We start from the raw sequence: 21,677 nt of genomic DNA, 5'->3' as shown, positions 1-21,677 counted from the left end.
ATATAGTAGAAGATCCCATCCCCGCCATTACATCGAAGTCTAGTCCAGGATAAGCACGACTAGATGGGAAGGTAATGACGGGGATTTAATCATGCCAAGTTGAGAGGATTGGAGAGAGAGGCGTTGAATTATGAAACAGCGAGTCGAACCGGATAAGATCCGGGAGCTTTCAGGGGGAATGGAGCGTCTCAACCGTATCATGAATGATACAAGCCAGATGTATGCGGAGATGAATAAGCTCATAAAGGATATCCCCACCCAATATCCAGAGTCCGGCTATGTTCAATCGGCTACGCGAGAGGTCGATGACCTGCTGCGTGAGATTCGAAATCTAACGTTGTCCCTCCATGAGAGATTGGATGGCAAAGCGAGCACATTGAAGAAGACCGCCGGGCAGTATGAGGAAAACGAGGAGAAATTAAAGTTAATCCTTTCTAAATCCCCCTCGATCAGCTGGGTGAACATGGGGACGAAGTGGGACGGAAAGGTGGCGGTCAAGTCTTACTCAATCGATAGGTGGCAGTTATTTTTTCTTGAATTCCAAAAGAACTCCTTGGAGAAAAGCTTAAAGCCGTATCAGGGAGAACCGCAGATCGCCATCCTCCTCGAACTTCTGAAGACAGGAACGATAGTGGAACAGAGACAAGCAGTGGAGCAGCTTAGCCAAATCTCGCGAGCATTTGACGGCATTGAGCGGAGTCAGGTCGCCTATAGCATTTACAGTAAGTATGAGAATAGAACCTATATGGATGAAGTACAGCAACAGGCAGAGCAATATCGACTGGAGCTTAAAGCGCTAGGGATCTCAGATGAGTGGTATAACGCAGATGTGAATCTAACGCTGAACTATAGTCGTCCACCGCTAACGGCCTGTGATTTTGATCCGCTACAACAGGATGGCACACCAATGCCAACAGTACTTTGGGGAATTGAAGATCATCAGTTGACGAGCGACAAACAGATCGTTATTCTGCTATTAACAGACCAATACTTCCAGGCAACCACCAAAGAACAGCGAGAAGAGATCATACGAACAGCGAATGGGATTCGGGATGGAACGTTAAGTGCGTACCAGATTATTGGGAATAAGACGGATGAGAGTACCGTTTCTAGTATCATGCAAAGCTTGGTTAATAATAAGAAGGTACTGGAAGAGATGATGGGAAGCATCGAACATGATTCCAAGTTGAGCGTGTTTGCGAACATGAATCTTTCCTATCACACCGAAGCCGTAAATCAAGCGATGAAGGTATTGAATCAGGATTTACAAAGTGCAGAGAACAGCTTTTGGAACAGTGACACGTTTACTGATCCGAATTGGTGGAAAGATGAGAATAAGCTGGCGATTGTGGCTCAAGCGATCGCCCGTGAAGCCCTGTTGAACGGTAGCATGAGTCTCCCGGAGGTTCAATCTGGGAACAAGATGGCAGCAATTCAATATCTCACAGGGGCGTTGCCAACGAAAGAATGGGATGGCCCAACCTACGATAGGATTCAAGCGATCATGACGAGGTATAGCGTCGAAGGGAACCCAACCGTACTAACACCGGAAGTGCTGGGGGCCATTATAGATCGGTATAATCAAGAATTAAATGCACCAAGTATAAAATGGGGGCAGGTCGGATTAGGGGTAGTGCAAGCGATAGGTGGAGGATTTGAAACCTTTTTTGGCGTCACGCTCGGTATAGCAACATCCGAAACGGTAGTTGGAGGGTTGTTGGGAGCGTATGTTGCAACGCACGGATCAAGTAATGTGACCGGTGGGATTTCGCGAATATGGAACGGATTCAATGGATCTGATGCGGGGGACACGGCAAACTTTGAGAAGAATATGTTTGAGGGTGTTGGAGGTGAAGTAGGAGTCCAGCTCTATAACGGAATTGATTTGGCTGTTGCCTTCGCCCAACCCGCAGATTTAATTACGAAGATGATCTATAAGAGTCCAACGGCTGCAATCGATGTATATAAAGCTGGAATAGCCGTAGACGCTACAAGGTCCACTGTTACAACTACAAGTAAAACGACGATTGAGGGGACGGGTGATCTTAAATATACGTATAATATGGTTGAAAACCCAGGTCCATTAGCTGAAATAAATCCAGGAGCAGGAGCTACTTTTAGAAGTGGTATGTATAATATTGAAATACTTCAGCAAGATACTATTCTATATAGAGTAGGAAAAGCCGGTGGGGAGAAAAATGCCCTTGGGCAATACTTTACATGGAACCCCATAACTAGGATTGAGGGTAGGATTGATATGGCTATTAAACCACAATGGATTGACCCTAACACTGGAAAATTAACTGGGTCATCTCCCTTAGATTCGGTTTATGCAATAAAGATACCACAAGGTACAACAATATATGAGGGACCTGCGGCGAATCAAGGTAGTATCTACACAGGGGGAGGCAATCAAATATTCATTTCAGAACCATGGAAAATAAAAGGTGTACAGCCCATTTCAGAAACGCCATTGAAGTAATTAAGGAGATGACCTATCAAGTGGAAAAAGTTCAAGAAATAAAAAAATCATATGAAAGTTTATTAGTACTTCTAAAAGAACAGCATGATTCTGAGCTAAATTACATTATAAGTAAAATCGAGGAATCAATAGAACTCATAAATAAATATCCAAATGACCAAATGATCTTTGAGTTGAATGAAATATACCTAAAAATAAACAATGCAAGGGTTGGACTATCCGATTATTTTATCTGGAGGAATGATTTTGATGAAAGATTGAAAGCAAATGAGAAACTTGATGAATTAAAAATAAGACTTAATTCATATTTTTAGAATAGAAATAAAGGAATATAGAAGGTGGTAATTGCTTTTACAATTACCACCTTCTATATTTCCAAATTTAAGATTACAACTTAGGGGACGGGTAATCATATAGATGATTTGTTAAAGAAATCGACAAGCAGTGTCGATGATCTTACAGGCTATCTTAAGAAAATGGACGCATACAACGGAACAAATTATGCTGATGAGTTTGCATCATCAGGTAAGTGGCCAAATGAAATACAAATACCAAAAGACCCAAGCGTACTAAATGCAGATGGTTCGATTAAATGGTCGGAAGTTCCTAACGGTGGTTATGTCCTTGATAAAAATGGGAATGCAATAAAAGAAGTATTTGTACCTAAAACAGGAGACATTATCGATAGGTATGGGCCGCCAAAAGTAGATATACCTCACCTGTTATAGATGGGAAACCATATAATTATGACCAGAGGTCATTGCCATATGTAGAGGATGTAACAAAATATCATCAGTACGAAGTGATAGGGGACTTCAACGATATAAAGACTTATATTCAGCAAAGCCCTGATGTAAATGTTAGACTGAAGGCTGAAGCATATATGAAAAAATTTAAATTATCCTACGATGATCTAAAGGTACAGAAAGGTCATATTGCAGAAGGTTTTGGTACTTCGGGCAGAGGCATTCAATTTGAATTACCATTACCAGTAAATATGTTGGAGGATTTAGGTTTGTTAGTAAAAGTGAACTAGGAGAGTGATTTGTATGACAAGAGAAGAAACGTTAAAGATAATCGGAAATGAAAAATTAAAGAACTTCAATTGGTACGGTGACCATGCCTTAAGAGCGAATGAAGTTGTAATTAGAGAGGTATCTACAAGGTGGAGTGTCTATACGGCAGATGAGAGAGAAAGTGTAATCTCTGAGGTGGTATACGATTCTGAGAGTGATGCATTGGAAGACTTCATTAAAAGGTTAAGGGCGGATAAAATACTGAGTGAACTATAATACTGCCTAAACTATTTTGAAGGCTACCAAGTGTCGAATGAACCCATTATTCAACCAATAACACACTGAACCCATGTGATACCCGTAAATAGATTTCGTCATTTTGGTTGTACGCACAGTAATGCTTGAAAAGTATAACCTAATTAACGCTAAAGCGTTACATAAAACAGGTTGATTATGGTCAGATACCACCATGATTGATCTGTTTTTTGTTATCTTCGCTTTCTCACCGATTTTTCGAAGTTGTTTGCTATCGTAGAATACTCCGCCGCGATAGGAGAGTGAAGAGATAATTTCTGTAACTCCAAAGTGACATAGTCGACCACTATAGTACAGGGCTTGGAATATCTGTTTTGCTCGGCAACATTCAGGACATAAGCCGCGATAGTTATTGTGCAAGCCAATAAATCTGGTGACGACCAGTTGACATGACGAGGTATACCGTCGAAGGGAACCCAACCGTACTAACACCGGAAGTGCTGGGGGCCATTATAGATCGGTATAATCAAGAACTAAATGCACCAAGCGTAAAATGGGGGCAAGTCGGATTAGGAGTAGTGCAAGCGATAGGTGGAGGATTGGAAACCTTTTTTGGAGTCACGCTCGGTATAGCAACATCCGAAACGGTAGTTGGAGGGATGTTGGGAGCGTATGTTGCAACGCACGGATCAAGTAATGTGACCGGTGGATTTTCGCGAATATGGAACGGATTCAATGGTTCTGATGCGGGGGACACGGCAAACTCTGAGAAGAATATGTTCGAGGGCATTGGAGGAGAAGTAGGATTACAATTCTATAACGGAATTGATTTAGCTGTTGCCTTCGCCCAACCCGCAGATTTAATTACGAAGATGATCTATAAGAGTCCAACTGCTGCAATCGATGCATATAAAGCTGGAATAGCCGTAGACGCTACAAGGTCCACTGTTACAACTACAAGTAAAACGACGATTGAGGGGACGGGTAATCTTGACTTTATCGATGAGACAGGTCGTCTCGGTGGTAAACTGTATAGTGAAAAAGATTTAAATCTGTTAGGCAGCTATCTTGAAAAAAGAGGAATAACTATGAAAGTTGGAGATGAATTTGTACCATTTGGAAAAGGAGGCGGTTTTAACTATAATACTGCTACATTGGTACTGAGAAATAATCCAACACAATATGAGGTTTGGCACGAACTATCTCATATCATACAGTATCGAAGTATAGGAAAAGAAGCATATTCAACTCTACCACGTACTGGACGAGTTCCTATGAATGATTTAACACAATTCAATGCTCCAGAGCAATTCGTCTATGATATGCTTGCAAATGGCCCTAATAAATGGAATGCTTTAAATGAAGCCGAACAACTTCACGCTAGCTGGTATATAATGGAATTTGGGGGGTATCAGATAATGGAACTATCAAGAGAACAAGCAGAAAAATTGGCACTCGAATATGTGAATAAAGATACGAATGGAAATTACGAATTGATACTAATTAGTGTTGAGATCTCTAAAATTTCCCCTCAATATTGGGCTGCTGCGTTTGAAGTTAGAACTATAGAAGGACATTTGATAGAAGGACCTTTACTTATACTTGTTGATGATAATCTAGAAAAGGCAATGACTTTAGATGAAGCTGTAGAAATACATTTTGCTAATCGTGATAATTAAAGATTACGTAGGTGTATAAAAATCTATTGTGGCTACCCAGTACCGAATGAGCCCATCGGAATAACACATATAACCCATGTAATACCCGGATAGAGATTCCGCCATTTGGGCGTTACAATGAACAGGTCAATTATGGTCAGATACCACCATGATTGACCTGTTTTTTGTTATCTTCGTTATCTTACGATTTTTACAAATTCATTCGCAATGGGTATCCTTTTCATGATATGAACCCACCTGTTGCATGGAATGGCCAAATGGTGATCTGCTTCTTGACTAACATGAAGGGGGAGTTACTTAAATCCAAGCTTATGCGAGGATACCCAACCAAATCTTCACCGTAGTCGCTAAAATAAGGACAGCTAAAATGATTTGAAGAATTTTAGTGTTCATTTTTTTACCAGCCATTGCTCCAAGAGGAGATGCGATTATACTAGCTACAATCATGATTAAGGCCGGATAGTAATCTACTTGTCCTGTGGTTACTTTGCCTACCGTTGCACCAATTGAAGAGATAAAGGTTATCGCAAGTGAAGATGCGATGGTCACGCGTGTAGGGATTTTCAGAACGACTAGCATAATGGGTACTAATAGGAAGCCACCTGCTGCACCCACAACACCGGAACCTAAACCTACGATTAAAGCTAATATTGCGGCAAGCCATTTGTTGAATTTGACCTCGTTTAACGGAATATTATCTATTCCTTTCTTCGGAATAAACATCATGACTGCTGCGATTAAGGCTAGTACACCATAGACCATATTAATCCCGTCTTCTGACATGGACTGCGATCCGAAACTTCCAATGACACTACCGATTAATACACTGCCTCCCATATATATAATGAGCGTTTTATTCAAATATCCGCCCTTACGATAGGCCCAGACACCAGCAATCGAAGCAAATAATACTTGAACAGCACTTATTCCTGACACATCATGCGCACTGAATGCTGCGATACCGAAGATAGGTGGTATATATAGAAGCAGGGGGTACTTAATAATGGATCCGCCTATACCCAGCATTCCGGATACATAGGACCCAATAAACCCAATTAAAAAGATCGTAATGATAAATGTAATGTCCATATTCATTCTCCTTTATAAAAGAGAAGGGAACCCTATTGGTTCCCTTTTCTGTATCAACCTTTTTTAATCAAAAATTTAAAAATGCCGTTTTCTTCGGTAGATTCTAACAGCTCATGTCCACCAGATCTTGACCAAGCAGCTAAGTCTGCCTTAGCCCCTTTATCTGTAGCATGTATTTCTAACACTTGACCGGATTGTAAGTCATTCATAGCTTTCTTTGTTTTGACAATCGGCATGGGACAAGCTAGTCCCTGAGCATCTAACACTTTATCTACATTCATCATTCATTTCTCCTCTATTTGTAGTATCTATGTTATCTGAGTCAGTATTTCGTGATTAACGAACCGCACAACGATTCGGTCCAATTTCCATCTCACGTTGTTTCTCATCATCTGGCGTGATTTTACCCATATTCGTTTCACGGATTTCTTGATAGGCATTCGGTTGTGGAGGTAAGTTTCCTGTAACCATCTCTCTAAATTCTTGTTCATCCGCAATGTTTAAACCATGATTCTCCGCAAATAACGTACCTAATTGCTTAGCAACACTGCCGTTCTCATTTAGTTCTTCAATAATCATAAAGTGAGAAGGCAATACGATTAAATCATCGGATAATTCTCTATAACGGATATAAAGGGTTTCTCTCAAATCGCCCACCCAGTCCTCAGCTAATCCTGCTAGATCGGGTCTACCAATGGAATCAATGAATAGAATATCTCCAGACAGCAAGTACTTGTCATCGACAACAAACGATGTTGAACCAATGGTGTGACCAGGAGAATATATGGCATGAATGGCTATAGCTGTACTTCCAATGGTTACGACGTTCCCGCCTTCTAATGGCTGGTATTCAAATTGAACTTCTGTTGCATCTTTGGGAGGTAACCAATAGGTTGCATTCGTCTTTTCTGCTATTTGTCTTCCACCTGAGATGTGATCCGCATGTAAATGTGTATCTAACACATGTGTAATTCGTGCACCAATATGATCTGCGAAGTCTAGATAGACGTTTGTCATTCTTGTAGAGTCAATAACAGCGGCCTCACCGTTAGATATGACCATGTAAGATAAACAACCTTTACCAAGACGTACAAATTGATAAATTTCGCCACCATGAGTCAAATCCCCAATTTTGACGGGTTCTAAATGTTCACTCCAAGCTTTCATTCCGCCCTTTAAATAAGACACGGTAAGTCCGGCCTCAGATAACATTTCGGATACTAGAACGGAAGAGCCCTCCTTGGCACATACGACTAATATGTCCTTATTAGCTGGGATGTTTTTCATTACTTCTTCTACACCATCAAGTAAATCAAAGTAGGGGGTATTAAGGATCTCAATACTCTCGCCTTCAATTTTCCAATCTGTAAAATCGCCTTCATTCCGCACATCCAGAATAAATAGTTGGTCTTTATTGATTACTTTCTTAGCAACCTCTTTAGCTGTCATTTCTTTTACTGACACAATTTACTCCTCCTCATAATCATGAAATACACATCTATATAAACTCACACACACATCATCCTTAAATTTAGAATGTTAAGGTCACGTCGGCATCTTTAGCGAACTCTAAGAATGTTACAGCGCCGCCTACTTCAATTCCGTCTACAAAAGCCTCTTTCTCAAGTCCCATAACGTCCATGGTCATTTGGCAACCAATGAATTTCACATCCATTTCTTGTGCCATCGCAAGTAACTCTGGAATAGCAGGGACATTAGCCTTTGCGAATCCTTCGGCGAAATGTTCTTTCCCTTCTGGCATTGGAAGTTGTTTATTGGCTTCTTTATGAATAAGATTCAACCCTTCAAATGTAAAGAAGATGGCAACCTCTTGATCTGTTGCAGCTGCTGCTGTTGCGATGTTAAATACCTTATAAGCGTCAAATAGTCCGCCATTACTTGCGATGATTGCTACTTTTTTAGTCATGATGAATTCCTCCAAGGTTGTGTTTGTATTGTGTTTGATTAGTTTAGTGACTTTTCTACAGGGCCGTCCCATTGACTCATGCCAGGAATTACGTTGATAACGTGCTTGAATCCTGCTGATGTTAGTTTTTGTGCGGCTAAGTCACTTCGGCTACCTGTACGGCAAATGACATAGACTTCGGTATCTGGGTTCAATTCACTTAAACGTCCTTCTAGTTCCCCTAAAGGAAGTGATTTAGCGTTCGGAATATGATTAAATGCATATTCCGCTGATTCGCGAACATCAAGCACAGTGATATTGTGGTTAGAATCTAATTGTGCAAGAAGTTCTTGATTAGAAGTAACATGTTCATGCTTCTTGTCTGTTTCTTCTTCTCTGCTTGCTTTTCTCAAGTAATGTTTCAGAACAGTGCCTTCTTCAACGGTACCTAGATATTGATGGCCTGTACTTTCTGACCAAGCTTTCATGTCCGCCGTTGAACCTTTATCCGTCGCTTGGATTTCCAATACCTGACCGGGTTCCAAACCGTTCATAGCTTTTTTAGTTCTTACAATTGGCATTGGACATGCCAATCCTTTGGCATCTAAAACTGAATTTGTATTTATCATCATTATTCCTCCTTATTTATATACGAATGGGGGTATATTTTTGAGCGAAAAAATTATTCTTTTGGCCCATTATACTCAAGCATACCGCCCGTCATATTAAGTACTAGATATCCATGTTCTTCAAGAAACTTAGCAGCCTTTGAACTTCTGCCACCTGACCGGCATATGATAATATACTCTATTGTTTTGTCCAGTTGTTTCATTGTTGATTCAACTAAGCCTAAAGGAATATTTATCGCTGTAGGGATCATTCCTGTTGCCACTTCATCTTCTTCTCGCACGTCGATCATATGAATAGGAGCATTTTCTTTTACTAATGCCTCTACTTCAACAGGTGAAATTTCTTTCATACCTATATAGCCTCCTTTGATTAGCGCCAAGCACTCATGCCGCCTTTAACATTTGTTATGTTGTTGAATCCAAGTTTTTTTAACAACTTACTTGCTTTGCTACTCCTCATGCCACTTTGACAAATGACCACAACTTCTTGTTCTTTTGAAAGTTCCTGCGCTCTTTTTGGAAGATCAAACAAAGGAATATTATGAAAGCCCTTGATGTGATTACCTTTAAACTCGTTAGGCGTACGGACATCAATAAACTGTTTTCCCTTTTGAGTTAACTCTTGCTTTAACGCTGTCGTGCTGATATTCTTAATGCCCTTTACAGGCACTAATCGCTGATATACAAACCAAACAACGGCCACAATCATCACGGCATTTAGAATCGTACTCATCAGTTGAGAACCCCCTTTAGATTAGATAAATAAGTTGACGTTACCGTCTTCAGCATCTGCTAGATAAGCTGCTACTCCTGCATACTCAATTCCGTCTAACAATTCAGCTTGTTGTAAGCCCAATAAGTCCATGGTCATGGTACAAGCGATTAGCTTCACATCTTGTTCCTGTGCCAGCTCAATTAATTGAGGGAGGGTCAACGCGTTATGTTTTTTCATAACATGCTTAATCATCTTAGGACCCATTCCAGCAAAGTTCATGTTGGATAATCCCATCTTATCTGCACCCCGAGGCATCATTTTCGCGAACATTTTTTCAAGGAATCCTTTTTTTAGTGTCAATGGCTCGTCCTTACGTAAAGCATTTAGTCCCCAAAAAGTATGGAAGATGACAACTTCATGATCATAAGCGGCAGCTCCGTTGGCAATAATATAAGCTGCCATAGCTTTATCATATTCACCACTAAATAATACAATTGTTGTTTTTTTCTTTTCAATCATTCAAGTTTTCCCCCTGGTAAAATGATCCTTATACCCCTATGGGTATATTTTTGGATAAATTTTTTTCTATTTTTGCAATTGTCGTAGTAAGTAGCATAGCATCTAATGTCTATATACCCATACCCGTAAGGGTATATATTAAGGTAAAAAAAAGAATTCGTCAAACTCTTATTGGTTAGTTCCTAACCAACTATGATTACATTCGCTCACCGGTAAATAACACACAAGCTTGAACAGCTGGAAGGGGACTTGTTTACTTTTCGAATAAGAAGAATAATGAATATCGGGTCAAGTTGTTACCTGAATATTAGAGTGTTCATGAAGATTTATCTGCTTTTAATCAGTAATTCCACCGCTTCTTTCACAAGGTGTTCCGTTCCTTCGCCTTTCTCGACATTCTCCCTAACGCATTGTTCAAGATTTACACTTACAATGACGCCCATTGTACGATCAATAGCATTACGTGCAGCTGATAATTGCGTGACGATCTCTCTACAGTCTTTGCCTTGTTCCATCATTGCTTGTACACCCTTAATTTGACCTTCAATTCTTTTTAATCGATTGATTACACTCTTATCGTATTCCATACTCAGATTTCCACCCTTCTGTTCATGTTTTTCGTGAGATTCAGACCGGCAAGGCGCTTTATCTTTACAAACCCAGTGTATACCCCGACGGGTATATTGTCAAGGCAATGGAAAGGAGATTAAGACCGTATCGATGTAGCAGGGGGCTGTTTACTTTTGATAGATGAGGAGTGTAGAACTATCTTCTTTATCTCTAACAACGAAGGCAAGCGTACTTCCATCTCCGCTTACCGTATAGTGATCGATTCGATCATCCTCCCCGAGCTCAGGAACAAAGGTTGTACTTAAATCCTTGGTTTCCATATTAAATAGATGGAACTCTTCTTCATCTGTGATCAGCATGACGTTACCATCCTCAAGAGGGTAGGTGGTAATACCTTTGCCAATCTCGAAAGTTTCTTTTGTCTCTAAGTCAAAGGCCATTTGGAGCATTCCGTGATCGGCGTCCTCAGTGTAAAAAAGTACATAGCGATCATCTGTGGTTAGAATACTGCTTTGAGCTTTTTCATTGTTAGTAAAAATATTATCCGTCGTGTATACCCATTCCGCTTGCTTGGTTTGCAAGTCATAGGCAATAATTCCAACATTAAAGACAACCGCTACTAATTTAGACTGGTCTTGGTTCAAGGCATAGTGAGGATATATGGACAGTTCTTCTTGCGTCTCTGTTCTTATGGTCTCTGTTAAATCTATATCTGTGATTTCGTTAGTATCCATATTCCACACAAAGGGCCGAATCTTATCTTTCTTATAATCTTGAATACCGATAAACATCCGTGGATTTTCACTATAATTTGTACGAGACCCAGCCAGAATTTCATCACGATCACCGTTCAGGGTAAATGTTGCTGTTTCCTTTGTTATAGGATCATATTCCTTAATAGCATGTCGCTCAGATACGGGCTGATCCCAATCGGTATCGTTGTAAATGACTTTCCCGCTGTCAGACAAACTTTGAGAACCCATCTTCATCTCATCTAAGGACAATGGCTCATGGTTGCCACCACTCCAGACATGAATCCGTTTCGGATCAGCAGATTCTACATCCTGTTCACCCCAGATGAGGGTGTCTCCATCATTATCTAAGTCAAAGACTGTACTGGCTATGTATCCATCTATTGCGATAGATTCTACCTCTAAGTAAGCACTTGCGGTGTCTATATTTGTAGGGCTATTACTCGGTATGTCCTTTCCTTGGGAGGTAACTGGTGAATTCTTACTTGAGTTAACCTCACCACCCTCATCGGAGGTATTTCCACATGCGGTTAATAGGGATAACCCTAGTATGCTACTTAATATTGCTGTTCTCTTCATGGGTGCGCTCCTTAAATAGTGAATTCATGAAAATTTTAATCTTATTAATACTTAATGTAATTAACCAGTATGTAGAAACATCAAACTATTTTCAATTACAAATTCTGATAAGTGAATAAGTCATTTTTAGTAATAGAAGGAGGAAATTTAAATGGAAATACCCACAAAATATGAAATATAAGGTAAAATGAATGAAGATATAATGAGCAGGAGATGAGCTACAATGTCCATTAAGTTACAAGGTGAAAGAGTTGTTCTACGTGATGTGATGGAAACGGATCAGGTGGCTATGGGACAGAAGCATTTCGAATGTGGATCCATTATTTATTCAACAATGTAGACACGGTTCGCTTAGGAATCAGTACATGGTCGGGTAATGAAAGAATGAGAAGACTTGCCTCCAAATGCGGAATGATGGAAGAAGCTTGCATACGTAAGGCACGAATCGTTAGAGGCGAATATTATGATGCCATCAAGATGGGGATTCTTCGTGAGGAATGGGAACATACCTTGAAATAGAGGAGATGGGGCTGGATGAAGCCGAAGAAGAGATCTTCACTGCGACTGTTTGTGGGCAAGCGTTATTTCGTTTATCGAAGATATGTGAAGTGGATCATAGGTGCCGAACGTTACGCTAAGACGATCTCTAATCATTTATTAGACCATACAATTAGTTCTCATGCGACACCGCTATTAAGAGAATTGAAGAATGTAGATATGTGGATGCAGCACAACAAAGTGAACAATCTTCGAATTGCACTGAAACAATTGAACGGCATTGTCATTCAGCCAGGAGAAATATTTTCTTACTGGAGGCTCATTGGAAACCCGACAAAGCGTAAAGGTTATCAAGAGGGAATGGTGTTATTCTATGGAGATTTCAAATCAGGTGTTGGTGGAGGATTGTGCCAATGTTCGAATCTCATCTATTGGATTACACTCCATACCGCATTAACGATCACAGAACGGCATCGTCATAGTTATGATGTGTTCCCCGATGCGAACCGAACCCAGCCCTTTGGCAGTGGGGCGACCTGCGCGTACAATTATTTAGATCTACAGATTCGTAATGATACAGCAGTACCCTACCAACTACATCTTATGATGGAAGATAATCAGTTAGTAGGAGAGTGGCGTGCGCGGGAATCAGAACGATATACATATGAAGTCTACGAACGAGATCATCGAATGATCCTTGAACTATGGGGGGGATATACAAGGCACAATATCATTCATCGTAGAAAGCTGAATGCCGCCCAAGAATGTGTAGAGGATCAATTTATTACGGAGAATCATGCGATTATGATGTATCAGCCTCTATTGAAGGAGAGTGCAGAAGGAAATTAATATTTACATAACGTATCAACTGATTCAATTAATTTTTGCAGCACATTTGTATAAAAAGAGATTTATTGTTGTTTCTGGCAGATTGCCCTAGAATATAATTTTTGTGTGAAAACACTTCGAAAGGATTTGAGATGATTTGCTGAAAAGACTACTTAATATTATGATAATTATTTTTGCTTTTGTCTTCTTATATTTTGTATACAGAGTAGTATTTCAAATACCAACTGATCCTCAAAAAATTGCTGATATACAAATCAAATGGGGTATTTCAGCACTCCTATTGGTGCTTGCCCTCTTTACAAGATTTCGATTAAAATGAAATAATCCTTCCCAATTTGGGAAGGATTATTTTCATAACATAAGGTTATTCTTAGTTATATTTATGATTAAAAATATAATTTCTTATGGATTTATAGTGATTTTTCCAAACTGATACTTGTTAGGATTAAGAATTGCATATGGGTAACTTCCATATTTGGAGCTACCATTCCATAAATAATAGTTGCCACTGGAGACAGCCTTCTTGTAAATTAATCCAGTTTTTTAGAAGATGCGTCCTCCAGCCTCGCCAATTGTTGCCCTTGGCTTACAGTTGAAACACCCGAGAAGAGTTTAGCAATTGTACTCCTACTCAAAACTCTTTAGTTACGCGGCCTTGCCGCGTATATGTATGTCCGTGCATTAACAAATTCATTTTGTTTTCGCTTTTCTTCACCAACTAAGTCGATATTTAATGACATGAAAAATTCTCCCTTCCAGTCCCGTTAATATGTGAATAATTAAAACCTAAGCTACGATTGCAAGATTGTTGCTTAGGATTATGGCATTATGGCAAGGGACGAAAGAATAAAGGTTGAATAACATTCACCGTAAACAGTAACTTTATGAAAGTGAGCAGACTTAGAAGCCGTGGCTCTTGCCGCCGCTTTTGACGTAAGGAGATATTCAGTGCTGACTAACTAAAAATATTTCTTGAAATCGCTACCAAAGGAAGTTATAATAAACAAATCGAAACGTTTCACTAATATATATATATCATGTTGTGGTGAATGTTGTGAAACACGTATCCATGAAAGTTTAACGCTAATTATAATTGGGTATAACTAAGTAATACCTGAAATATCCCAATATAATCGCTTGTTACTGGGTTGTCGGTCTTTATAAAGTCCAATGTGTTGATTTTTTTATTTTTTTAGGAATTAATCGAAACGTTTCGATTAAAGTGCTTACAATGAGGATTTTACAAGCAATGAAATTTGATAATGGGGTGAATGAAGATGAAAAAATCATTAAAACTGATGTTGGCCGTACTCCTTACCTTTTCAATCGTATTAGCGGGTTGTTCGAGCAACAATACAAGCAAAGATGGAGACAAAGTTCTTAAAGTATGGATCATGGGTGAAGGGAGTAAGAATTTTCAGGAGATCGCTAAACCTTTTGAAGAACAGAATCCAGGTCTGAAGGTTGAAGTTCAGGCGATTCCATGGGGTTCTGCTCACGATAAGTTGCTAACAGCGATTGCATCTAAAAGCGGACCAGATGTAGTACAGATGGGGACAACATGGGTTCCTGAATTCGGTGGAGCAGATGTGTTGCTAGATCTGACATCCTACTTAGAACAGTATCCGAATCTAAATAAGGAAAACTTCTATGAGGGATCTGTAGATACAATGAGTGTGAATGACAAAATTGTGGGGATTCCATGGTATGTAGAAACTCGCGCGCTCTATTATCGTACGGATCTGCTAGCAGAAGTAGGTTACCCAGAGGGGCCGAAGACATGGGATGAATTAAAGGATGCGGGTAAGAAGCTGGTCGCAAATGGTGAAGGGAAATACGCAATACCTATTGACGCGAAGGATGCCAACTATCTAGCTATGTATGCGTATCAGAACGGAAGTAAGCTTATTGACGAGAATCGTGAAGCGCAATTGAACCAACCAGAATTTCAAGAGTCTATCGAATTTTTGAAGAGCCTCTATGATGAAGGCTTAACGCCAACAGGCAGTGACCGTGATATCTTTGCGGCATTTAAAGATGGTACATTCCCTATGTTCATTAGTGGACCATGGATGATTGCAAGTGTTAAGGAAAAGGCACCTGAGATTGATGGTAAATGGGCTATTGCTGTCTTGCCAGCTGAGAAAACAAACACCTCATTTATGGGTGGAGCTAACTTGTCGGTATTTAATTTCTCCAAAAATCAAGATGAAGCCGTTAAATTTATTTCTTATATGACTGACAAAGAGACACAATTGAAATGGTATGACCTAGGTAAAGATCTTCCTTCCGTGACAGAGGCTTGGAGTGATAGCAGATTAGCAGATCCATTGATCGCGACATTCGGAGAGCAACTGAAGAATGCTAAACCCGTTCCATTCGTAAAAGAGTGGGAGGAAATTAGTCAAGCCATAATAGCATCATTTGAGGAAATTACAGTCGGTGGAGTAGATGTGAAAACGGAGTTAGATAAATTGAATCAGAAGGCTACTGAAATTCTAAATAAACAATAATAAGCTTAGTTACACATGATCCGTACACACGCGGATGCAACCCGCCACTATCGTTGGAAGACGAAATAAGTCGGGTTGTATCCCGTTTATTTATAAAGGATAAACATAGGAGGTGAATGACCGTGCAGAGCATTTGGAAACGCTGGAATCAATATAAATATCCATACTTATTTATTGCACCAGCACTATTGCTATTAATTGTGTTCTCGATCATTCCAATCATCATTGCAGCTGTAATCAGTTTTACTAATATTAACTTAGCAGGACTTGCTAATTATAGTAATATCAAGGGTGTTGGGTTTGATAATTACTTCAATATCTTTAAAGATCCGATCTTTCTAAAATCTATCTATAATACCTTTTACTATGTTATTATCGGTGTGCCATTAGTTATTATCCTTTCTTTGACAGCCGCGATGCTACTGAATTATGGAACAGGTCTGTTGTTTAAAACATTCCGTGTTGTCTACTATATGCCTTCCATTACTAACATTGTTGCTGTGGCTGTGGTATGGGGATATTTGTATAATAGTCAGTATGGGTTATTTAATTATATTTTATCTTGGTTCGGTGTCCCTGGGCAGGATTGGTTACAAGACCCTGCACTTGCGAAGTTATCTCTAATTCTTCTTGCAGTATGGAAGTCTATGGGTCTGAATATGATCATTTTTCTGGCAGCACTTCAAGGTATACCTCGTTCTTATTATGAGGCAGCTGAAATTGATGGCGCTAGTAAATTGCGGAAATTTATATATATTACGTTACCTTTATTAAGCTTCGCTACGTTCTTTGTTACGATTACGACGCTGATCGGCTGGATTCAATTCTTCGAAGAACCGTTGATCATGACTAAGGGTGGCCCACTTAATTCAACAACTTCCATGGCACTCTTTATTTATAACAATGGTTTCCAGCTTAGCAACTTCGGCTATGCAGCCGCGGGTTCATTCGTTCTCTTCATCATTATTATCGCGGCAACGATTGTACAGTTTGCTGTGAAGAAGAAAGATGTAGAGTACTAGATGATGGCAATAAAGTCGATTCGTAATTGGAGGAGGACAATACAATGACAGCGAGAAGAATTGAGAAAGGGACGATGATAGCCCTTCTTATTATAGTAGGTCTTGTGATGATGATTCCGTTCATATGGATGTTCGGATCGTCGTTCAAGCCGGAGAATGAGTTTACAGCAATTCCGCCGACATTTATTCCTAAGCATCCTACATTGGATAATTATATTAATTTATTTGTTCAGCTGGATTTCTTAATATACCTTAAGAATACATTAGTCGTTGTTTTTTGGGCTTTTGTAGGGTTGCTACTTAATGCGGTTGCAGGTTATGCCTTTGCTAAATTTGAATTTCCAGGTAGAAACAAATTATATTACCTCGTGCTAGCCACGATGATGATTCCGGGACAAGTGACCATGATTCCCGTATATCTGATTATCAATCAAATGCATTTAACAAATACGATGGCAGGGATCGTGCTTCCGGGTATGGTCGGTGCGTTCGGGATCTTCTTATTCCGTCAATTCATGTCTACGATTCCTAATGATTTACTTGAAGCAGCGCGACTCGACGGTGCGGGAGAACTTCGAATATTCTTCACATTAATAATACCAGTTGCTAAACCTGTATTCGCAGTACAAGGAATATTAGCTTTTATCGGAGCTTGGAACAGCTTCTTATGGCCGCTCATTATGGCGAATGATGAAGATTTGTATACACTATCTGTTGGATTAGCGTTACTTAAAGGTCAGCATGCTTCCAATTTCGGATTACAAATGGCGGGTGCAGCATTTATGGTCATTCCCATTGTCATTATTTTTACATTCTTCCAGAAACATATTATTGAAGGCTATACGATCTCAGGTATGAAATAAATAAGCGGTTATGAATATGCGATTTGGATAAGGAGTGAGATGGAATGGCAACGATTAAGGATGTGGCGAAGCTAGCGGGGGTCGCTTTGTCGACCGCCTCATATGCGCTGAGTGGAGATAGTAAAGTGAGCGCGAAGACAAGGACGAAGGTGATTGAAGCTGCCCGAGAGTTGAATTACCGCAAGAATGGAATCGCCATGGACTTGAAGCGAAGCCATACAAAGACTATTGCCCTGATCCTGACGGATATGTCAGGCCCATATTATTCTGAATTGATCCACAGTGTACAAGAGGTTGCACTTGCCAATGGCTATGACCTCATTGCCTGTAGCTCTATGGGAGGGCGAGACTCAACAGCGGTTAAGTTCTTGCGTGAACAAAGAGTAGATGGTGCTATTGTACTTGCCTATAATATTCACGATGAAGTTCTAATAGAGGCCTCTTCGCAGGGATTTCCTATTATTGTGATGGATCGGGAGATATCAAGTGATTATCTGGTTAATGTTCTGGTTGATGGTGAACAGGGTGGCTATACGGCAACGCGTTACCTAATCGATCATGGACATCGTACCCTTGCTTATATCAGTGGGCCTGCCAACTCCTATGATAATCAACTGCGGTACAAAGGATTCTTACGGGCCATGGCAGAGGCTGGTTTAGAAGAACAGTCTAAATGGCGGCTTAGCGGTAATTTCGTACGAGAAGGTGGATATAGCGCCACCAAAATGCTTATTATGCAAGGTGAGCTTCCTTCTGCCGTCTTTTATGGTAACGATGAAATGGCTGTGGGTGGAATGAAAGCATTCGAAGAAAGTAACATTGCTGTCCCTTCGCAAGTTTCGATCATCGGATTTGATGACATTCAATTAGCGGAGTTTCAGAATCCGAAACTCACAACCATTCGTCAACCTAAGAGTGAGGCAGGTTCACTTGCTGCACATCTTCTGTTCCAGAAACTTGGCGGTGCAGAAGTGAATAGAGACTATAAACTAACGATCGAAATGGTGGAACGAAACTCTGTGAAATCAATGACTTAGCTTACATGGAAGGTAGCGTAGATGGATGGATTATGGATTGAATATCGATGATATCGAGTGGGTAGGAATCCTTCATAGAATGTGATGCGGGATTATAAAGAAATAGCTGTGGTCATGCCAAGGGAAGGTCTCAGCTATTAAAGGAATATGACGGGAAGAACCAATGTTGCTGTATCGATATTGCGGAACTTGGGATACAACGGAAGTAAGAAGTAAGTAAGAAGTAAGAAGTAAGAAGTAAGAAGTAAGAAGTAAGAAGTAAGAAGTAAGAAGTAAGAAGTAGGAAGTAAGAAGTAAGAAGTAAGAAGTAGGAAGTAGAAGTACAGGGTGACCACATTGGGGATGATGGGGACCCCGATATTTACCGTAGGTTGGATGGCTACCCATGGGTTAACCATATGATGAATTTGGCGCGTCTATGTATCGAAACGTTTCGATTTTGAATATGAATGATGAATGATGATAACAAATAGACGAGCAAATGATGAGAGATAGAAGAACGTTAATGGAGGATGATAACGGTGGATAACCAACAATTGTCTGGATTACTAGAACAGATGACACTCGAAGAGAAGATAGCACAAATGCTGCAATTAGTGGCGTCTTATTTCGTGGGATCAGAAGACGATGGTCAGATCACAGGTCCAATGGAATCGCTCGGAATCACAGAGGAAACAGTGAACCAAGCGGGTTCTATATTAGGACTAGGTGGGGCAGCGAAAGTAATCCAAGTGCAACAAGACCATCTGAAGAATGACCGATTAGGGATTCCGATGATTTTTATGGCGGATATCGTACATGGTTATAAGACTATTTTTCCCATACCGCTAGCTATAGGATGTTCATGGGATCAGGAATTAGCAGAACAAAGTGCGGCTATTGCAGCTAAGGAATCCGCAGTATCGGGTCTACATGTTACGTTTGCACCAATGGTTGACCTTGTGCGTGATCCACGTTGGGGACGTGTGATGGAGTCGACAGGAGAAGATCCGTATTTAAATAGTTTGTTTGCTCGTGCCTTTGTACGTGGATTCCAAGGGGAAGATTTAACGAATGACGTGAGCCGTGTAGCGGCTTGTGTGAAGCATTTTGCAGCATATGGTGCTGGAGAAGGCGGGCGTGAATATAATACGGTCGATCTGTCTGAGCGACAATTGAGAGAGTACTACTTACCTGCATATAAGGCTGCTTTGGATGAGGGCTGTGAGCTAGTGATGACCTCTTTTAATACCGTCCATGGTTCTCCAGCTACAGGGAATAGAACTTTGATGCGCGATTTATTGCGAGCAGAATTAGGCTTCGACGGTGTGCTTATCTCTGACTGGGGCGCGGTGATTGAGCTCATTGCTCACGGGGTTGCAGAAGATGAATCCGCAGCGGCATACCTAGCTGTTCAAGCTGGCGTTGATATCGAAATGATGACCTCATGTTATGTTAAGCATTTACCAGAACTCGTAAGAAGCGGCAAGGTGGAGGAGTCTCTGATTGACGAAGCTGTGCTACGGATATTGAATCTGAAGAACAAGCTGGGTCTATTCGATAATCCACTACGTGGAGCGGATCCAGAAGCTGAACGGGCAATCGTATTCTGTGATGAACATCGCAGTGTGTCCCGGGAGCTTGCGTCCCAATCATGTGTTCTTCTTAAAAATACAGGTGTTCTCCCACTTCAAGCCGAGCAACGAATTGCTCTAATCGGTCCATTCGCACAAAGTAAAGACATTCTCGGCTCATGGTCTTGGATGGGAGCTGAAGAAGATATTATGACGCTGGATACAGCTATTCAGGCTAAGGCTAAAATCACATCCTCTAATGTGTTAGTGGCTGAGGGTTCAGGTATCGATTCGATAACAGAAACGCAATGGAAGGAAGCGCTAGACGTTGCCCGTCAAGCTGATGTGATTGTGCTTGCTGTGGGTGAAAGCTCACATATGAGTGGCGAAGGCGGAAGTCGTGCGGACATTCGTCTACCCGAAGCACAACTTCAATTGATGGATCACTTAAGAACGTTGGATAAGCCCATCGTGACGGTAGTGTTCAATGGACGTCCTCTAGATCTTCAGGGTATCCATGATCAAGCAGATGCTGTGTTGGAAGCTTGGTTCCCAGGTAGTGAAGGAGCTACAGCAATCACTGATATTTTATATGGTGAAGTGAATCCTTCAGGGCGACTGTCCATGTCATTCCCGCATGCTGTGGGACAGGTGCCGGTGTATTATAACCATTTCAATACAGGCCGTCCGCAAAAAGAGTCCGAACCGGATAATCGCTACTCGTCTAAATATTTGGATATCCCGAATGAGCCCTTATTTCCATTTGGTTACGGTTTAAGTTACACGGAATTTAAATATGGTGAAATAGCACTCTCAGCGGAGGGAATAACGACAGACCGTCCTCTACAGGTTACAACAACGATCACGAACACAGGAGATACGGCAGGAGTAGAAGTTGTGCAACTCTATATCCGTGATATCACGGGCGAGGTTGTTCGGCCGATGAAGGAATTGAAAGCTTTCTCCAAAGTTCTACTGCAACCGGGAGAGTCTAAAGAAGTTAGCTTTACTGTGACTGAAGAGCAACTGCGGTATCATCATTCGGATTTGAGTTACACAAGTGATACGGGTGAATTTGCTGTATTTGTAGGAGCGAATAGTAGGGACGTATCGGAGCGTAGATTTCGTCTTTTGAAATAAATAGATAGATA

Annotated in this window: 23 protein-coding genes and 1 pseudogene; 13 read left to right on the top strand and 11 right to left on the bottom strand. The window is 40.6% G+C overall.

The genetic code is table 11. The annotated features are described in order from the left end of the window. Window positions 1-130: 130 nt before the first annotated feature. From J2T13_RS06940 to J2T13_RS06915, 6 genes are all read left to right on the top strand, one after another. Window positions 131-2,482, top strand: a complete 2,352-nt coding sequence (locus J2T13_RS06940) for a hypothetical protein (RefSeq protein WP_429369644.1) — start codon at window positions 131-133, stop codon at window positions 2,480-2,482. A gap of 20 nt (window positions 2,483-2,502) precedes the next feature. Then, entirely contained in the window at window positions 2,503-2,796 is a 294-nt protein-coding gene (locus J2T13_RS06935) for a hypothetical protein (protein WP_429369643.1), read from the top strand. Between the two features lie 108 nt (window positions 2,797-2,904). Continuing rightward, window positions 2,905-3,210: a hypothetical protein gene (locus J2T13_RS06930; RefSeq protein ID WP_429369641.1), complete on the top strand. Its 306-nt coding sequence runs from the start codon at window positions 2,905-2,907 to the stop codon at window positions 3,208-3,210. Between the two features lie 32 nt (window positions 3,211-3,242). After that, entirely contained in the window at window positions 3,243-3,518 is a 276-nt protein-coding gene (locus tag J2T13_RS06925) for a hypothetical protein (protein ID WP_429369639.1), read from the top strand. A 13-nt stretch (window positions 3,519-3,531) separates the two neighbouring features. Then, window positions 3,532-3,774, top strand: coding sequence for an Imm59 family immunity protein (locus J2T13_RS06920; RefSeq protein WP_429369637.1), 243 nt, complete (start codon window positions 3,532-3,534; stop codon window positions 3,772-3,774). A 428-nt stretch (window positions 3,775-4,202) separates the two neighbouring features. Next, window positions 4,203-5,432, top strand: coding sequence for a zincin-like metallopeptidase toxin domain-containing protein (locus tag J2T13_RS06915; protein ID WP_429369635.1), 1,230 nt, complete (start codon window positions 4,203-4,205; stop codon window positions 5,430-5,432). A 309-nt stretch (window positions 5,433-5,741) separates the two neighbouring features. Here J2T13_RS06915 and J2T13_RS06910 read toward each other — a convergent pair whose 3' ends face one another. The 10 genes from J2T13_RS06910 to J2T13_RS06865 all read right to left on the bottom strand — a co-directional run bounded on the left by J2T13_RS06910 (window position 5,742) and on the right by J2T13_RS06865 (window position 12,191). After that, entirely contained in the window at window positions 5,742-6,521 is a 780-nt protein-coding gene (locus J2T13_RS06910) for a sulfite exporter TauE/SafE family protein (protein WP_429369633.1), read from the bottom strand. A 53-nt stretch (window positions 6,522-6,574) separates the two neighbouring features. Continuing rightward, window positions 6,575-6,802, bottom strand: coding sequence for a sulfurtransferase TusA family protein (locus tag J2T13_RS06905; RefSeq protein WP_429369815.1), 228 nt, complete (start codon window positions 6,800-6,802; stop codon window positions 6,575-6,577). Window positions 6,803-6,857: 55 nt separating this feature from the next. After that, the gene (locus tag J2T13_RS06900; RefSeq protein ID WP_429369813.1) at window positions 6,858-7,970 is read right to left on the bottom strand and encodes an MBL fold metallo-hydrolase; all 1,113 of its coding nucleotides are present in this window, start codon (window positions 7,968-7,970) and stop codon (window positions 6,858-6,860) included. 82 nt (window positions 7,971-8,052) lie between these two features. Next, the gene (locus tag J2T13_RS06895; protein WP_429369631.1) at window positions 8,053-8,448 is read right to left on the bottom strand and encodes a DsrE/DsrF/DrsH-like family protein; all 396 of its coding nucleotides are present in this window, start codon (window positions 8,446-8,448) and stop codon (window positions 8,053-8,055) included. Window positions 8,449-8,486: 38 nt separating this feature from the next. After that, window positions 8,487-9,056, bottom strand: coding sequence for a sulfurtransferase TusA family protein (locus tag J2T13_RS06890; protein WP_429369811.1), 570 nt, complete (start codon window positions 9,054-9,056; stop codon window positions 8,487-8,489). Between the two features lie 53 nt (window positions 9,057-9,109). Then, window positions 9,110-9,406 (bottom strand): rhodanese-like domain-containing protein, encoded by a 297-nt coding sequence (locus J2T13_RS06885; RefSeq protein ID WP_429369629.1) that lies wholly within the window; start codon window positions 9,404-9,406, stop codon window positions 9,110-9,112. A 20-nt stretch (window positions 9,407-9,426) separates the two neighbouring features. Then, window positions 9,427-9,789 (bottom strand): rhodanese-like domain-containing protein, encoded by a 363-nt coding sequence (locus J2T13_RS06880; RefSeq protein ID WP_429369627.1) that lies wholly within the window; start codon window positions 9,787-9,789, stop codon window positions 9,427-9,429. A gap of 21 nt (window positions 9,790-9,810) precedes the next feature. After that, a complete protein-coding gene (locus J2T13_RS06875) occupies window positions 9,811-10,290 on the bottom strand; it encodes a DsrE/DsrF/DrsH-like family protein (RefSeq protein WP_429369625.1) in 480 nt (159 codons plus the stop codon). 326 nt (window positions 10,291-10,616) lie between these two features. Further along, window positions 10,617-10,877: a metal-sensitive transcriptional regulator gene (locus J2T13_RS06870; RefSeq protein ID WP_429369623.1), complete on the bottom strand. Its 261-nt coding sequence runs from the start codon at window positions 10,875-10,877 to the stop codon at window positions 10,617-10,619. 150 nt (window positions 10,878-11,027) lie between these two features. Next, a complete protein-coding gene (locus J2T13_RS06865) occupies window positions 11,028-12,191 on the bottom strand; it encodes a hypothetical protein (RefSeq protein ID WP_429369621.1) in 1,164 nt (387 codons plus the stop codon). Window positions 12,192-12,470: 279 nt separating this feature from the next. Between J2T13_RS06865 and J2T13_RS06860 the strand changes: the two are divergent. The 6 genes and pseudogenes from J2T13_RS06860 to J2T13_RS06835 all read left to right on the top strand — a co-directional run. Continuing rightward, window positions 12,471-12,710: pseudogene (locus J2T13_RS06860) on the top strand (GNAT family N-acetyltransferase); the annotation flags it as partial. Between the two features lie 15 nt (window positions 12,711-12,725). Then, window positions 12,726-13,538, top strand: coding sequence for a VanW family protein (locus J2T13_RS06855; protein ID WP_429369619.1), 813 nt, complete (start codon window positions 12,726-12,728; stop codon window positions 13,536-13,538). A gap of 1,277 nt (window positions 13,539-14,815) precedes the next feature. After that, the gene (locus tag J2T13_RS06850) at window positions 14,816-16,051 is read left to right on the top strand and encodes an extracellular solute-binding protein (protein ID WP_429369617.1); all 1,236 of its coding nucleotides are present in this window, start codon (window positions 14,816-14,818) and stop codon (window positions 16,049-16,051) included. 116 nt (window positions 16,052-16,167) lie between these two features. Then, a complete protein-coding gene (locus tag J2T13_RS06845) occupies window positions 16,168-17,073 on the top strand; it encodes a carbohydrate ABC transporter permease (RefSeq protein WP_429369615.1) in 906 nt (301 codons plus the stop codon). Window positions 17,074-17,117: 44 nt separating this feature from the next. Next, the gene (locus J2T13_RS06840; RefSeq protein WP_429369613.1) at window positions 17,118-17,936 is read left to right on the top strand and encodes a carbohydrate ABC transporter permease; all 819 of its coding nucleotides are present in this window, start codon (window positions 17,118-17,120) and stop codon (window positions 17,934-17,936) included. A 44-nt stretch (window positions 17,937-17,980) separates the two neighbouring features. Further along, a complete protein-coding gene (locus J2T13_RS06835; protein WP_429369611.1) occupies window positions 17,981-18,973 on the top strand; it encodes a LacI family DNA-binding transcriptional regulator in 993 nt (330 codons plus the stop codon). Window positions 18,974-19,110: 137 nt separating this feature from the next. Here the strand turns inward: J2T13_RS06835 and J2T13_RS06830 are convergent, their stop codons facing one another. Next, on the bottom strand, window positions 19,111-19,371 hold the full coding sequence (locus J2T13_RS06830; RefSeq protein ID WP_429369609.1) for a hypothetical protein: 261 nt from the start codon (window positions 19,369-19,371) through the stop codon (window positions 19,111-19,113). 114 nt (window positions 19,372-19,485) lie between these two features. Between J2T13_RS06830 and J2T13_RS06825 the strand changes: the two genes are divergently transcribed. Beyond that, window positions 19,486-21,666, top strand: a complete 2,181-nt coding sequence (locus tag J2T13_RS06825; protein ID WP_429369607.1) for a glycoside hydrolase family 3 N-terminal domain-containing protein — start codon at window positions 19,486-19,488, stop codon at window positions 21,664-21,666. The last annotated feature ends 11 nt before the right edge of the window (window positions 21,667-21,677 follow it).

Source organism: Paenibacillus sp. DS2015, assembly GCF_050433705.1.
Classification (GTDB): Bacteria; Bacillota; Bacilli; order Paenibacillales; family Paenibacillaceae; genus Paenibacillus_AQ.
This window is presented reverse-complemented; position numbering and strand designations above follow the sequence as displayed.